Source organism: Azoarcus olearius (assembly GCF_001682385.1).
Classification (GTDB): domain Bacteria; phylum Pseudomonadota; class Gammaproteobacteria; order Burkholderiales; family Rhodocyclaceae; genus Azoarcus; species Azoarcus olearius.
This window is the reverse complement of the sequence record NZ_CP016210.1, coordinates 1,091,768-1,104,716: the sequence shown is the minus strand read 5'-3', so window position 1 is coordinate 1,104,716 and position 12,949 is coordinate 1,091,768. Positions and strand designations below refer to the sequence as shown.

The 12,949-nt window shown below is 61.2% G+C and carries 11 protein-coding genes and 1 tRNA gene; 7 read left to right on the top strand and 5 right to left on the bottom strand.

The window, feature by feature from the left end:
* Nucleotides 1–78 precede the first annotated feature (78 nt).
* From dqs_RS05250 to dqs_RS05225, 6 genes are all read left to right on the top strand, one after another.
* A complete protein-coding gene (locus dqs_RS05250; RefSeq protein WP_002923872.1) occupies nucleotides 79–363 on the top strand; it encodes a hypothetical protein in 285 nt (94 codons plus the stop codon).
* 11 nt (nucleotides 364–374) lie between these two features.
* A complete protein-coding gene (locus dqs_RS05245) occupies nucleotides 375–1,154 on the top strand; it encodes an ADP-ribosylglycohydrolase family protein (RefSeq protein ID WP_065339868.1) in 780 nt (259 codons plus the stop codon).
* Between the two features lie 21 nt (nucleotides 1,155–1,175).
* Nucleotides 1,176–2,141, top strand: coding sequence for a helix-turn-helix transcriptional regulator (locus tag dqs_RS05240; protein WP_065339867.1), 966 nt, complete (start codon nucleotides 1,176–1,178; stop codon nucleotides 2,139–2,141).
* A 2,014-nt stretch (nucleotides 2,142–4,155) separates the two neighbouring features.
* Nucleotides 4,156–5,250 carry a hypothetical protein gene (locus dqs_RS05235; RefSeq protein ID WP_065339866.1) on the top strand — a complete coding sequence of 365 codons (1,095 nt, stop codon included), beginning with the start codon at nucleotides 4,156–4,158 and terminating at the stop codon, nucleotides 5,248–5,250.
* 284 nt (nucleotides 5,251–5,534) lie between these two features.
* Nucleotides 5,535–7,487, top strand: coding sequence for a site-specific integrase (locus tag dqs_RS20660; protein WP_157108146.1), 1,953 nt, complete (start codon nucleotides 5,535–5,537; stop codon nucleotides 7,485–7,487).
* 276 nt (nucleotides 7,488–7,763) lie between these two features.
* Nucleotides 7,764–9,266: a Fic family protein gene (locus tag dqs_RS05225; RefSeq protein ID WP_065339864.1), complete on the top strand. Its 1,503-nt coding sequence runs from the start codon at nucleotides 7,764–7,766 to the stop codon at nucleotides 9,264–9,266.
* 130 nt (nucleotides 9,267–9,396) lie between these two features.
* Here dqs_RS05225 and dqs_RS05220 read toward each other — a convergent pair whose 3' ends face one another.
* The 5 genes from dqs_RS05220 to dqs_RS05200 form a co-directional block, all read right to left on the bottom strand.
* On the bottom strand, nucleotides 9,397–9,690 hold the full coding sequence (locus tag dqs_RS05220; RefSeq protein WP_065339863.1) for a type II toxin-antitoxin system RelE family toxin: 294 nt from the start codon (nucleotides 9,688–9,690) through the stop codon (nucleotides 9,397–9,399).
* The gene (locus dqs_RS05215; protein ID WP_065339862.1) at nucleotides 9,680–9,928 is read right to left on the bottom strand and encodes a type II toxin-antitoxin system Phd/YefM family antitoxin; all 249 of its coding nucleotides are present in this window, start codon (nucleotides 9,926–9,928) and stop codon (nucleotides 9,680–9,682) included. Before dqs_RS05215 ends, dqs_RS05220 begins: the two co-directional genes overlap by 11 nt.
* Complete coding sequence (locus dqs_RS05210) at nucleotides 9,916–10,326, bottom strand: hypothetical protein (protein ID WP_065339861.1); 411 nt, start codon at nucleotides 10,324–10,326, stop codon at nucleotides 9,916–9,918. The genes dqs_RS05215 and dqs_RS05210 overlap by 13 nt, the downstream gene beginning before the upstream one ends.
* Entirely contained in the window at nucleotides 10,323–11,762 is a 1,440-nt protein-coding gene (locus dqs_RS05205) for a tyrosine-type recombinase/integrase (protein WP_065339860.1), read from the bottom strand. The genes dqs_RS05210 and dqs_RS05205 overlap by 4 nt, the downstream gene beginning before the upstream one ends.
* A 259-nt stretch (nucleotides 11,763–12,021) precedes the next feature.
* Nucleotides 12,022–12,097: transfer RNA gene (locus tag dqs_RS05200), tRNA-Phe, on the bottom strand.
* Nucleotides 12,098–12,218: 121 nt separating this feature from the next.
* Between dqs_RS05200 and dqs_RS05195 the strand changes: the two genes are divergently transcribed.
* The gene (locus dqs_RS05195; RefSeq protein ID WP_065339859.1) at nucleotides 12,219–12,890 is read left to right on the top strand and encodes a response regulator transcription factor; all 672 of its coding nucleotides are present in this window, start codon (nucleotides 12,219–12,221) and stop codon (nucleotides 12,888–12,890) included.
* Nucleotides 12,891–12,949 lie beyond the last annotated feature (59 nt).

Genomic DNA, 12,949 nt, shown 5'->3' with positions numbered 1-12,949 from the left:
GAATGGCTTCAGACTGGCTCACACTCTGAGCCATCCCCTCTGGATAATGACCTCCATCATGTCCGCTGGAGGCCCGCCATGACTGGAACGACCCTGACCCATCACGCTGCTCGCCGTTTGCAGCAACGGGGTATCCCGGAAGACGTTTTACCGCTCCTGGTGCAGTTCGGAGCTCATGAGTACGACAAGCGCGGAGCGAAGCTCGTCTATCTGACGCACAAAAGCCGCGAGCGCATCAGGCGCAGGGTTGGCGCTGAGCATTACAGCCGCCTTGAGCCCGTCCTCGACATTTATGCCGTCGTCGACACCGAGGGCACGGTAGTGACCGTGGGTCACCGCACGCATCGTATCAATCGCAACTGAGGGGCTACGCAATGTTGGGAGCAGTGATTGGTGACATCGTGGGCTCGGTCTACGAGTGGAACAACGTCAAGACGAAGGCGTTCGGCCCCCTCTTTCACGAGAACGCCTTCTATACGGACGACACAATCTGCACGATTGCCGTAGCCGATGCACTCGTGAATGACCGTCACCCCGGCGCCGCGCTCATGGACTGGGGGCGTCGGTACTTCGATAACGGCGGCTGGGGCGGCATGTTTTCGCGCTGGCTTGCTCGCGGCGAAGTGGAGCCCTACAACAGCTACGGCAACGGCGCGGCGATGCGGGTATCCCCTGCGGGGCTGCTTGCCAACTCCGTCGATGAGGCATTGGAGCTGGCCAAGGCTGTCACTGAGGTCACGCACAATCATCCAGAGGGCATCAAGGGCGGACAGGCGACTGCGCTTGCCATCTTCCTCGCTCGCCAGCGTGTCACCCCGGCGAACATCAAAGTCGCCATCAACGAGCGGTTCGGTTATGACCTTGAGCGCACACCCGACGACATACGGCCGACGTACCGCTTTAACGAGACCTGTCAGGAAACGGTTCCGCAGGCACTTGTCTGCGCCCTCACCGCAACCGACTTCGAGGACGCCATCCGCAACGCCATCTCGATTGACGGGGACAGCGACACGGTTGCCGCCATCACCGGCGGCGTAGCCGAAGCCCTCTTCGGTGTTCCCGAGGACCTTGCCGCCATCGGCTGGTCATATCTGCCGCAGGACATGCGTTTAACGCTCACCGTGTTGTACCAAAAGGCGGGTATTCTCCTGTAGCACTCTCGCACAGGAGACCTGATGGACCGGACCGAGCGCTTTTACCACATCGACCGCTTGCTCAACGAACGTCGAGTTGTTCCGGTCCAGGTCTTTCTCGAGGAGCTCGAGGTATCTCTCGCGACCTTCAAGCGCGACCTCGAGTACCTGCGCGAACGGTTCAATGCCCCCATCGTCTGGGACCGCGACGCAGGCGGCTACCGATTCGATGCCCCCTCCTCCGGGCCTCGGTACGAGTTGCCGGGGCTCTGGTTCAACTCGTCGGAGGTGATTGCACTCCTGACGATGCAGCAACTCCTCCGCAACCTCGAGCCAGGACTGCTCGCCGAGCATGTCGAGCCCCTGCTTGCGCGCCTGCAAACCATCCTGGGCGAGGGCAATGTGACCGTTGGCGACATCGAAAAGCGCATCCGCTTTCATCGCCAAGCTGCGCGCGTCCACGACGGCAAGCATTTCACCCTCGTTGCCACAGCGGTCCTTCAACGCAAGCGCCTGGTCATCGACCACTACGTCAAATCGCGTGACGAGACCATCACCCGCGAGGTCTCGCCCCAACGGCTGACCTTCTATCGGGAAGCCTGGTACCTGGATGCCTGGTGCCATCTGCGCAATGAACTACGCAGCTTTGCCTTGGATGCAATGAAGAAGGTGACGCTTTCCAAGGAGCCGGCCAAGGAGGTGAGCGACAAGGAAATTGCACGCGTTCTCGATGGCGGCTACGGAATCTTCTCGGGCAAGGACATCCAGTGGGCCGAGCTCGAGTTCACCGCCGAGCAAGCGCGCTGGGTGAGCCGGGAGACTTGGCACCAGAGGCAACAAGGGCACTTTGAGCCGGATGGCTCCTACCGTTTGAAGGTCCCGTTCAGCAACCCGACTGAGCTCACGATGGACATCCTTAGGCATGTCCCTGCCGTAAAGGTCATCTTGCCCGTAGAACTACGCGAACAGATTCGCACCTTGCTGAAACACGGCGTCGAATCCATTTGATAACGGCTCATTGAATTGGCCAGGGATTCCTAGACACCCTTTCTCCTCACGACGAGGCTTAACAGAGGTATTTAGGGAAACGAAGAAGCCACCGTCGCGCTTCACCGACGAGTTCAAGATCGAAGGTGTCAAGCAGGTGACCGAGCGAGGGCATCCGGTTGCCGAAGCGACGGTAGGGCTCAGTGGAAGCACGCGAATCCTCCACTAATGGATAAACGTTATTCCGTTCCCACCGAATAGCGTGCCGAGAGCGACAGCCAGGCAGACGAGATCCGGCAACAGAAGGTGGAGTTGCGACGGGTGACCGAGGAGCGCGACAGCAAAAAAATGCGGTCGCGTACTTTGCCAAGCAATCCGCGTAAAGTGGGTTTTCATCGCTGCCCATGCAGCACGGCACCGGTGCGTCGCTTGCACTCGACGCTGGCAGTGCGTCCGAGCGGCTCGACGCCTGAAAGCAGCGACTCGCCTACGGGCGCTCGGCGGACGGCGAGCGCCCGTGGACCCTATCGCGCAACACTGCGAGGCCAGTAAGCGGGTCTATGGCTACTGCAAGATCCACAACGACTGCATGACCTGGGCGAATATTGGGGCAAGCACGGCGTTGCGCGGTTGGTGCGTCTGGCCGATCTGCACTCACGGGTGGATTCAATTTGAAATTTCTCATTCAACATGAAGCAGTGGATTAACCTGGCCATTGAGGCCATGAGCCACGCGAGGTTAATCCCGTTTGATGGAGCCACCGATGCGCGGAGATAAAGGACTTCCGCGCGCGATCCCCCGACCCGCAAGACGAGGTGTTGTTATCCTCGCCACGGCATCATTACCCGATGGCACTTCAGCCAACCTGCAAGGCAATAGCTGAAGGAACGAACTTCCAGCACCGTGATAATCCTTTCGAGCACCCAACTGTCGACGCTGACGAGCAGCCGTTCAATAATCATCCGATGGCAAACTTGCAAGCAAGCCCTGGTCGTCGTCACATGAGCTGATCCGATACGTTAAGCCAGGATCAGCTTAGTTCGCGGCAACTCACCTCATCCAGCGATGATTGAATACGACTGGCACCCAGGTTCCCCTGCGGGTCACAGCCCACTCGCCGTTCGGCCGCAACCAACCGAGTGATGATGGCTAGACGTATCCACCTAGAATGGTGCCGTCGAGAGAACATTCGAAGCATCGACGCAACCCAAAGGAGCGCCGGTGGCTAAGCAACGTAGATCCCGTCAATTCACTATTGGCAATCAACCGCGGCAAAAGGAAGCAAACCTGCGGCAGGTTCTGCTGACTTCAACGTCGAGAAGCGGACGTCTGACGCCGTCCTTCAAGAACCGCTGACCAGGGCGGCCGGTGGGACGACTCACTGCAAGCCGGCGTCAGCCGGCCTGGGTGCAAACCTCCCCTTCATGGTTCCGCGCCAGCACAGCACCCCGTGTGCCCCCTCCTCACCAAGAAGACCACCCCCCTCGCACAACACAAGTAAGGACAACCTTGCCTGAGCGAAGGAGGGGAAGAACGCCACGCCCCAAAGACAGCTACCTGAGGATAAAGAGGCTAGAAAAGGTTAGAGGCGCGCATGCACATAGAAAAACGCCCTCCACCGCAGGTCGATATGCCGATACGACCGCCTCTGCGAACTGTGGAGTTCAGGTTTCTCTGCTGCGGAGTTCAGGCACAAAGGCTGTGGTGTTCAGCAAAATTGCCTGTCGCGTTCAGGTCGACCAGCTAGCGAGCCGGGACACTGCTCGCCCCCTCTTAGCGGATGGTCTCCCATCGAACTGGGGCCCGCGCCACGGCAGGCGGACCGTTTGCGCCTATACAGTCCCCCCGTAATCGAGCTTCCCTGAAATGACCACTTCCTTCTGCCTTGCACTTGGCACGACTCAGCTCAGCACATGTATCCCTAGCCAACTCGATCAGCAGTTCTACAGCCCTTGCGTCCAACGTGGGATAACTGCTTCCGACATGCCTCGCATGCGGATGGAGAGTTTCGTTCAAATGTCCTCGGAGCGGCCGCATGGTCAAGCGTAAGACCCAAGCCGACCGTATCACTGAGCTCCAGGCTCTGGCCGACAGCACTGCGGAGGCGGCTCTCTCTGCCGAACCGGCCTATCAGACAACGGTACTCAACGCGGCGGAGACGATAAGCCGCATCGCCAGCAGCATGAGTCGCAAAAACATTGCGCCGGCCCCCGCGGTTCTGACTCTTCCGGACAATGCAACCGCCCAGGAGCTGCGCAGTGCCCGCATGAGGCAGGCGGCCCGCCGCGGCCAGGATGTGTATTTGCCGAACTGGTCGAGCACGGCACGGGTGCTGCCCGACGTCTTCCTGCGCACCGCTCTCTTCTCCTCGAGCTCGTCGGTTCAGAAGCAGAACGACCAAGTACTTGCCGGCGACCGGACCATAGTGGTGTCCAACGACGAGATTGCCTCCTTCAGCGGCATCAGCTTCTTCTTCAGCGGATACCGCCTGTGTCAGTACGACCGCCAGGTCTATGCCACCTGTCTGGACTACTACCGCGAGCAGCCGCTGGCAACGGACGACTGCCCCAGGCACATCCGGACTAGCTTCCACGCGTTTGCCAGCAGAATGGGAGGCACGCACAACGCGAAGACCTACCGGAGCATCCGGGCCAGCCTGCTGCGGCTAAGTTTCGCCCAGATTCGCCTGCGCTCCGATTGTCTCAATATCGAGGTCCCCAAGCTGCTGTCGGTGGGCTTTGAGGACGACCACCCGGCCGAGGAGATGAAGGGCGCCAACGTCGTGCTGCTGTGCGTGCCCGAACCGGTAGCCGAACTTTTTGGGGTGTCGTCCTGGACGGCAATCGACCGTCAGGCGGTCGACTACGATGGCTTGCGTGGCTGGCTGGCCAACTTCTACGCGACGCACAAGAAGGCTAAGTGGCTTCCCATAGAGACGCTCTACCGGCTGTCCGGCTACGAGTCCAGGATGAACAACTTCCGGGATAGCGTGGTGAAGGCGCTCGACAAGCTCAAGGAGCCTGACACCCCGGAGTGCAGCCGGGTGGTCAAGTACCACTTCAGCAAAGACAAGACCCGCCTCTATGTCATCCGGGAGGCATGGCCGACCAACGACGCCACTGAGGAGTAAGCAGGCGAACGGCACCCAGGACGAACCCCCAGCCGATGGGCTCGTCAGTCTGCGATACCAAGAATCAGCTGATGAGCACGGCTCCATGCAGAGCCCCCATCTTCGAGCCCCCACGGCACTCGGCAATAGCGGCGGAGACTGGCCTGCCCGCACAGCCAGTCCCGCCACAAACTTTCCTGGCTCGTAGCAAGCTCATCGTCCCCATCGCGCGCTATACGACCTTACAACTCTGGCTCGCGATAACGCTACCAAGCCCTCCAGCCTTTCACGCAGGAGGAAAAAAAATGAAAGGAAACTACTATGGATTCAGCAACTTGGAAAACTCGCGTTATTCCGTCGTTACTGGCGATAACGTCATCGAGGTCACACAGTTCAGCAGCGTTTTTGCGGGCTCCAACCCACCGGAGCTCCTTGTGGCACTTCCTTACCTCGACCTCATCAACAAACTGAAGCAAAGCTTCTCCATCGACGACAGCCCGACCGCCTCGGCAGTCCAGCAATACCGCAATTACCTGAGCACTTTGAACGGTTACCTGGCGTTCTGCGGAAAAACCATCGAGTCGAACATCGGCACGGAGTTGGCCGGGAACTTTGAGGCCAAAACCCGAGAGTATCTCGACGGCATCACCGTAGCGCATCGGACACGTCGCGATCGGAGGCTGCACCTCCAGAGGCTTCAGAAGCTTTACCAAGCCTCGCTTAACGCTCGCAACACTCCGGCCGGCAAGCCGGAAAGCCTTGAGGCCACGCTTCGGCTACGTATCTCCGAAACGGGTGTCGCCCCCAAGACGCTAGCCAAGCAAGCGGGGGTCGATCCAACCACGCTGTGGAGGTGGCTCAGAGGCGCCACGCCGCGCGCCGATACGCTGCCCGCGTTGCGACGGCTTGAGGTCAGGCTCGGCCTTACTCGCGACGCCCTTGTGAATCTTGTCGAAAAACATGCGAACGGGTCAGCGACGGCTGTAACGATACCCAGTCATCGCCTCCGAATGGCAGAGCGACCGAAGCATAGCCTGCCGCTGCCGGAATCCGCCCTAGGCGCACCTTTCCTACAGGAATGGCGCGCACTCTTCGACTACAAGGTCAGCGATTTCCCAATCCTCGAGCGTCAATCGCGCGGCCATTGGCGCCTCATCCCAAGGACCGTTTCTTTGACCTTAAGTCGCTTGGCACAACGCGGGGCAATGGTTTGTCCCAGCGCTAGCATGTTCGTTGAAAGAGTGCGCTCTTTTCTCGGAGTATTGGCCAACTTGCCCCCGGAGAACGGAGGCATCGCGTGGAATGAACCCCCGCCCCAAACCCTGGCCTGGTGCGCCCACCCTCAGGCGCTCGAGTGCTACCTGCAGTGGATGACAAGTCAGTCAAACGGCATTCGACATAACGGGCAGAAAGTCTTTGCCCGCGCAGTCTCCAGCCTGCTCCGCCCTCAGACCGGGTTCTTGTGGCAGCAGGCCGCCGTCTACCGGATACGATTACCAGAGGGATTTCGGCCCGCAAGCGACGATGCCTGGCGGGAAATGTGTGCAAAGAGCCATAAACTCCTGCGCGACTACATCCGCAGTTCAACCGGTGTCAGTCGCAACCCCGAAGAGCCCATCGCGGACCTGCTGAACTTGCCCAATCCACTCAAGCCGATTCGGGACGCGATTGTTCGCATCGATAAGGATGCCGCCAATGCTCCTCCTGGAAGCATCAGCGAAGCCCGACATAAGCGGAACGCACTTGTCCTCGCACTTCTGCTATCCAACCCGATGCGGGCACGAACACTCACCTCGCTCACCTGGTTGCCAAATGGTCACGGCACAGTTCGCGGAAACCCAACAGAAGGTTGGCGTATCCAACTGCAACCGGTGCACCTGAAGACCGGCAACAGCAAGCAGTCCCGGGGATATTCGGTCAAAGTTGCGGACTGGGTCAAACCCATGATGGACGAGTACATTGAGGAGTACCGGGAGACCTTGCTGGCAGGTAAGGCCAGTACTTACCTGCTGGTCGGTGACGAGGACGGCGGAATCTGGGAGGGACTGAGCCGAACAGTGCGGCATCTGACGCGACGCTACATTCCTGGCTCGCCTGGCTTCGGTCCGCATGCCATGCGCCACCTCGTCGCCACGGACTGGCTTCGCAAACACCCCGGAGACTTCCTCACGGTGGCCGAACTCCTGAACGACAACTTGACGACCGTGCTGGAGAACTACGCACATCTACGCCGAGACGACTCGTTCTCACGTTACTAGGCTTATCTCGACACACTGAAATGAGCCTGTCCAGTCCTGCGCCTGAACGCGGCAGCTGCGTAGCCCGCGTTATGAGGTGACCCTACGTTCTCGGTGGCGGTGAGCGCGCGCAGCCGAGACTCACAACTCGTCACGTAATGCAGCCTGGAGAACACGACTGAGTCCTCCAGGCTGCATTCCACACGAATCCGACATCCCGCGCGCTAGAATTGAACAATTTTCAGACAAAATTCTGTCAAATAATACAAATTACAGACACATCCTCAGGCCTTGAACGTGGCAATCAAGCAGAAAACCGACATCTCGCTGCCAGAGATCCTGCTCACCGGTGAAGGCAACCCCACCGCAGACCGTCAGGTTCTTCGGCTTCTCGCCGAGGGGCAACTGCTGAAGCTGTACCAAGGGGTCTACACCAGCAATCTGACAAGCCCCCCGGAAACGATCGTACTGCGCCACTGGGCGAAGATTGCGAGCCACCTTTTGCCCGGCGGCGTCCTCAGCTATCGGAGCGGGCATGACGCGAAGCCGGTTGAGGGGCGCCTTTACGTGACGCGTGGCAATCGACCGCGAACCCTGGAGCTGCCCGGCCTCGCCATCAAGATCATTCCGGGACAAGGCGCGGTGGAAGGCGATACACCCTACAAGCGCCTGTTCCTCGCCAGCCAACCTCGCTGGTTGCTGGAGAACTTGGCGGCGGGCCGTGGTGTGAGCGAGCGCGTGCTTCCCCAGGACGTGCTCGAGGCGGAGCTCGACAAGATGCTCTCGATCCGCGGGGAGGATCGGTTCAATCAACTCCGGGATGCCTGTCGCACGCTGGCTGACACCCTGGGCCGAAAAAAAGAGTTCAAGCGACTGGACGCCATCATGGGCGCCCTGTTGGAAGCCGACGAGAACAAGAAACGATATGGCAAGCAGGGGCTGACACGTGCCGCCGGCCGCTCCCATGACCCGGACCGCCTCGCCCTGTTCGACACGCTATTCAGCCGGCTGCGCTCGGAGGCCTTGCCGGAAGTGGCCGCCACGGCGGAAGCTGGCGTCGCGCGCGAGAACTTCGCGTTCTTCGAAGCCTACTTCTCGAACTACATCGAAGGCACCACGTTTCTGGTCAGCGAAGCCGAAGAGATCGTATTCGAAGGCCGGCTGATCCCGAACCGGCTGGAAGACGCCCACGACCTTCTGGGGACCTTCCAGAGCGCAATGCATGGGCCATGGCGCGATCAGCCCGCGAACACGGCGGACGACTTCCTGCACTGGCTCAAGAGTGTCAATGCGCTGGTCATGCAGTCCCGACCGGACAAGCACCCAGGAGAGTGGAAAAGCCATAACAACCAGGCCGGCGCGACGCCATTCGTGGCCCCCGAACGCGTGCAGGGCACGCTGCGGGAGGGGTTCGATCGGATTCAGGCGTTGGAGGACCCGCTCGCCCGCGCGCTGATGACCATGTTCGTCGTCTCCGAGGTTCATCCCTTCCTGGACGGGAATGGGAGAACGGCGCGCTTGGCCATGAACTGTGTCCTGAGCGCTGCGGGCCGGTCCCGCATCATCGTGCCGACGGTTTTCCGCGAGGATTACCTGCTGCCGCTGAAGCGCCTGTCGGGCCATGCCGACGCCACGCCTTACCTCCGCACGATGGTCCGCCTCCATGACTGGACGGCAGCGTTCGACTACACCCAACCACGACACCTGCTCTACGAAGCGTTTCAGCGGAGTAATGCCTTCGAGACGGACTTTCGAAACTTCCGGTTGGTGTTTCCAGAGCCCCATGCAAGAACTGCATGAATCGACGGTCGAGCGCCTTCATGGCCGCTGGGCAGACTGACGGGTTCGCTTTTGCAGCCCAACACGGAAGAAGCCCAGGAAGGCATAGGCTCTCCCGGGCTTCTCCTTCTTCCTGCACTAGAGCCTTGCGTCAGCGCTCCATTGGGCAGCGTCCATCCGCCACCTTGTACACCGCACTGCGATCCCACTTGCCGCCCGCGATGACCACAACCAGTTGCGGGCCCCGCATCTCATAGACCAGTCGGTGCCCACCCCGGCGGAGCGCTATTTCATAGCGGTCCGGATGCCCCCCGAGCTTGGCAGCCGGCCCGGGCAGCTTTTTCAGACGCTCGGCCAGCAGCGTCTTGAACTGCGCCCGGACGCTGCCGTCGAGTGTTCTCCACTCGGCCAGGGCCTCATCGATGAAGCCAAGCTCATAGTTCATCGAGCGTCCCCCGGGTAACGCGCTGGCTGGCACGCGTATCGGCAAGGAGATTGAGCTCCAGGTCCTTCAAGCGGTCCATCAGCGCTACGTAGGCCTTTGCAGGAACACAATAGAACACAGGCGCGCTGCGATTCAGAATTGCAACGGGCATGCCCTCCCCCGCTGCAACCGTACCCATGGGGTTGCGCTTCAGTTCGGAGACGGTCGCAGTGGTTTCCGCCAGAATCAGGTGTGCCATCTCGGCCTCCAGGACGCGTTCAAAGGGGAGTGCTTACTCAGCATCACTGCGTCGCCGGGCACAGGCACAAAGCCGTATCCGATGAGCGCATCACGCACCGGCCCGTACAGCTCATCGACGATCAGTGCTTCGCCACAGAGCAAACCACACAGCTTGAGGTAGGCCCGGAACCAGCCGTACCGGCGATAGCGCGGCGGGACGTAGACGTCCGTAATCACCAACACGTCCTTGAAGGTACCAACGCCTGGCACCGACAACTCGGGCTCGTACTCGAGCGACACCCGAAATCCGTGATGGCGCAGATGCACCGCACGGGATGCGGGCGCTTCCGAAGCACCCAGGATGAACTCGACCGTCTTCAACTCGACCGAAGGCACATGCGCAGCGCCTGCCATCATGCGGCCCTCCTGCGGAAGTCGACCGGGATGATGGTGCCCGAGCGAGCGCCAGCCGCCGGCCTGGGTGCCGAAGTGATCTCAGCCACACGGGCACCTCCCAAGCCCTCGGCGCCGACAGGCGCTTCCGGCTCCAGACCGCGAGTCCCTTTGGGTGTTTCAAGCGAGGCGTGTGCTCGCGCCTCGAGCGCCGCGTCCATCGCTGCCGTCACACCCATTTCGTAGCCGGCCGCCGTGTGCGCCACGGGCAATGGCTCCTTGTGCATCATCGTCGCGACCTGCGTCGCCTGGATGTTCACGTACCGCATCGCCATCTGGGCCGTCTTGTGACCCGTGATGACCATCAGCACCGGCAGATTGCCCTCGAACTCAAGCGCAAAGCGGGTCGCCGAGGTGTGCCGCAAGTCATGCAGCCCGACGTCCGTCAAACCCGCCTTTCTGCAGGACACCGCCCATGCTTTCTTGACCGCCTCGTAGGTCGTCGGAAACACCTTGTCGTCGGGCAGCGGAGGCGTGGACGCATACTTCTTCAGTTGCGACAGGACGTGCAGGGCACCCGGCCCCAGAGGCACCTTACGACCGCCGGCTTTCGCATCCTGCAGCGTGAGCACACGCTGCCGCCAGTCGATGTCGCCCCAGCGCAGGTGCACCAGCGGTTCGCACGAGCGCATGGCGGTCTCGAGCATCAGACAGGCGAGCGGTGCCGCGTAAGGGTTGGGATAGGCCGCCAGGTGCACGGAGACCTTCTGCCACTCTTCGTTTGTGACGACCCGGTCGCGCCCCGCCTCGACCGCGGGCATATCAAGTTCGGCACCGGCAGGATTCCCCCCCAGGCGTCGCCATTTCCACACGGCGCTGGCGTGCTTGAACAACCGGCGCAGCTCTGAACGCTCGAGGTGAATGGTCGCCGACTTCTTCCCCTCTGCACGTAACGCGTTGATGAGAGCCTGGACGTGATGCGTCGTCACATCGGCCATCATCGTGCCGGCCAGGTGTTTGCGGGCCCGATCGCTCTGCGCGCTCTCCTTGCCCAGGCGATGCCGGTGCGCGGTGAGCGATGCCGGGATGACCCGTACGGGCTCTTCGACGAAGGTGACGTCCCAATAGACACGCTTGCCCTCTTTCACAAGCGTCACCGGGGCGAGCTCGATGACGGGCAGCCTGAGCGCCCGCAGGTAGCGATTGATGCGCCGAACGTCCTGACTGGCACCCTTGAGGTACGGCAGGCGCTCCCTCGCATAATCCGAGAACGCCACACCCACACTGGTGCGATGCGCACCGCGTCCGGACTGTGCGGGCGCAGCGCAGCGCTCGGCCTTGAGCGCATCCATCGCACGCGCAGCCTCGGTCTTGCTCTTGAAACCGGATCGGTAGAGGGCTTCGCCCCGGATCCGTATCCGGAAGGCCCAGCCGACGCCTTCCTGGAAAGGCTTAGCCATGGCGTCCACCTTTCGAGGCAAGTGCCTCGGAAGGGGTCATGAAAAGGGCTATGAACAGATACATGAGCAACTCCACGAAAGTTGGAGTTGCGTATAGGTGCACACGGTGGGGATGAACCGTCGACATGCGCTGCAAGTGCGCACTGGAGCGCATGCAAACGCCATCGGCCACCGGCCCGTTTGACAGAAAAACGTCAGAACAAGGCACAAAAAGCACTTAGCCCAGCTTTATGGGCTGGGCTAAGTGCTTGATAATTCTTGGTGGCCAGTCGCGGAATCGAACCACGGACACGCGGATTTTCAATCCGCTGCTCTACCAACTGAGCTAACTGGCCAAAGAAGCGCGTATTATAGTGAGCTATCGCCAGACGTCAAGCATGATTTCATTCCCGGCCTCGAAAGGACGGCGGCGAAGGCTTTCCGCCTCATGCGGGAACACTCCCAAGGCAGAACACGATGCACATCCTGGTGGCGGACGACGACGACCGCTTCACGCGCCCGCTTGCGGCCTTCCTGCGCACGCGGGGCGATCAGGTCACCGTTGCGGCCGACGGCACCGCGGCGGACGGCCTCCTGCAACACAGCCCGTTCGACTTTGCCCTAGTGGAAGTCAACCTCGCAGGCGTGAACGGATACGAGCTGGTGCGGCGTTTGCGAAGCCGGCGGCAGACAACCCCCGTGATCTTCATCAGTGCCCGCCAGGCGCTAGAGGACCGCATCCACGGTCTCGACCTTGGCGCCGACGATTATGTGGTCAAGCCGGCGGAGATTTCCGAGATCACCGCGCGGATGCGCGCGGTGCTGCGCCGCGGGCCCTACCGGATCGGTGACGAGATGCGCTTCGGGCCGATCATGCTGGACGCCGACGGCCGGCTCGCCTCCCTCAACGGACAGGCACTGCCGCTCACCGGACGGGAATGGGAGATTCTCGAAGCACTGGTCGCGGCGGACGGGCGTACGGTCGCGAAGGACCGCCTGCAGGCGGACAGCGGCGGCAATGCCGCCGAGGTGTACATCTCCCGCCTCCGCCCCAGACTGGAACCCGCGGGGGTACTGATCCGTACCGTGCGCGGCTTCGGCTACCGGCTGGAACTCCAGGCTGTCGCCGGCGAGGACGCGCCCGGCTGAGTCGCTGCCGACCAGCTTCACGCGACCGGGAAGCAAAAAAGGAAAAAGCGGAGATCACC

What these genes read in the sequence shown, in the direction of transcription:
- dqs_RS05250 (WP_002923872.1), top strand. Translation starts at nt 79, where the DNA reads ATGACTGGAACGACCCTGACCCATCACGCTGCTCGCCGTTTGCAGCAA.
- dqs_RS05245 (WP_065339868.1), top strand. Translation starts at nt 375, where the DNA reads ATGTTGGGAGCAGTGATTGGTGACATCGTGGGCTCGGTCTACGAGTGG.
- dqs_RS05240 (WP_065339867.1), top strand. Translation starts at nt 1,176, where the DNA reads ATGGACCGGACCGAGCGCTTTTACCACATCGACCGCTTGCTCAACGAA.
- dqs_RS05235 (WP_065339866.1), top strand. Translation starts at nt 4,156, where the DNA reads ATGGTCAAGCGTAAGACCCAAGCCGACCGTATCACTGAGCTCCAGGCT.
- dqs_RS20660 (WP_157108146.1), top strand. Translation starts at nt 5,535, where the DNA reads ATGAAAGGAAACTACTATGGATTCAGCAACTTGGAAAACTCGCGTTAT.
- dqs_RS05220 (WP_065339863.1), bottom strand. Translation starts at nt 9,690, where the DNA reads ATGAACTATGAGCTTGGCTTCATCGATGAGGCCCTGGCCGAGTGGAGA.
- dqs_RS05215 (WP_065339862.1), bottom strand. Translation starts at nt 9,928, where the DNA reads ATGGCACACCTGATTCTGGCGGAAACCACTGCGACCGTCTCCGAACTG.
- dqs_RS05210 (WP_065339861.1), bottom strand. Translation starts at nt 10,326, where the DNA reads ATGATGGCAGGCGCTGCGCATGTGCCTTCGGTCGAGTTGAAGACGGTC.
- dqs_RS05205 (WP_065339860.1), bottom strand. Translation starts at nt 11,762, where the DNA reads ATGGCTAAGCCTTTCCAGGAAGGCGTCGGCTGGGCCTTCCGGATACGG.
- dqs_RS05195 (WP_065339859.1), top strand. Translation starts at nt 12,219, where the DNA reads ATGCACATCCTGGTGGCGGACGACGACGACCGCTTCACGCGCCCGCTT.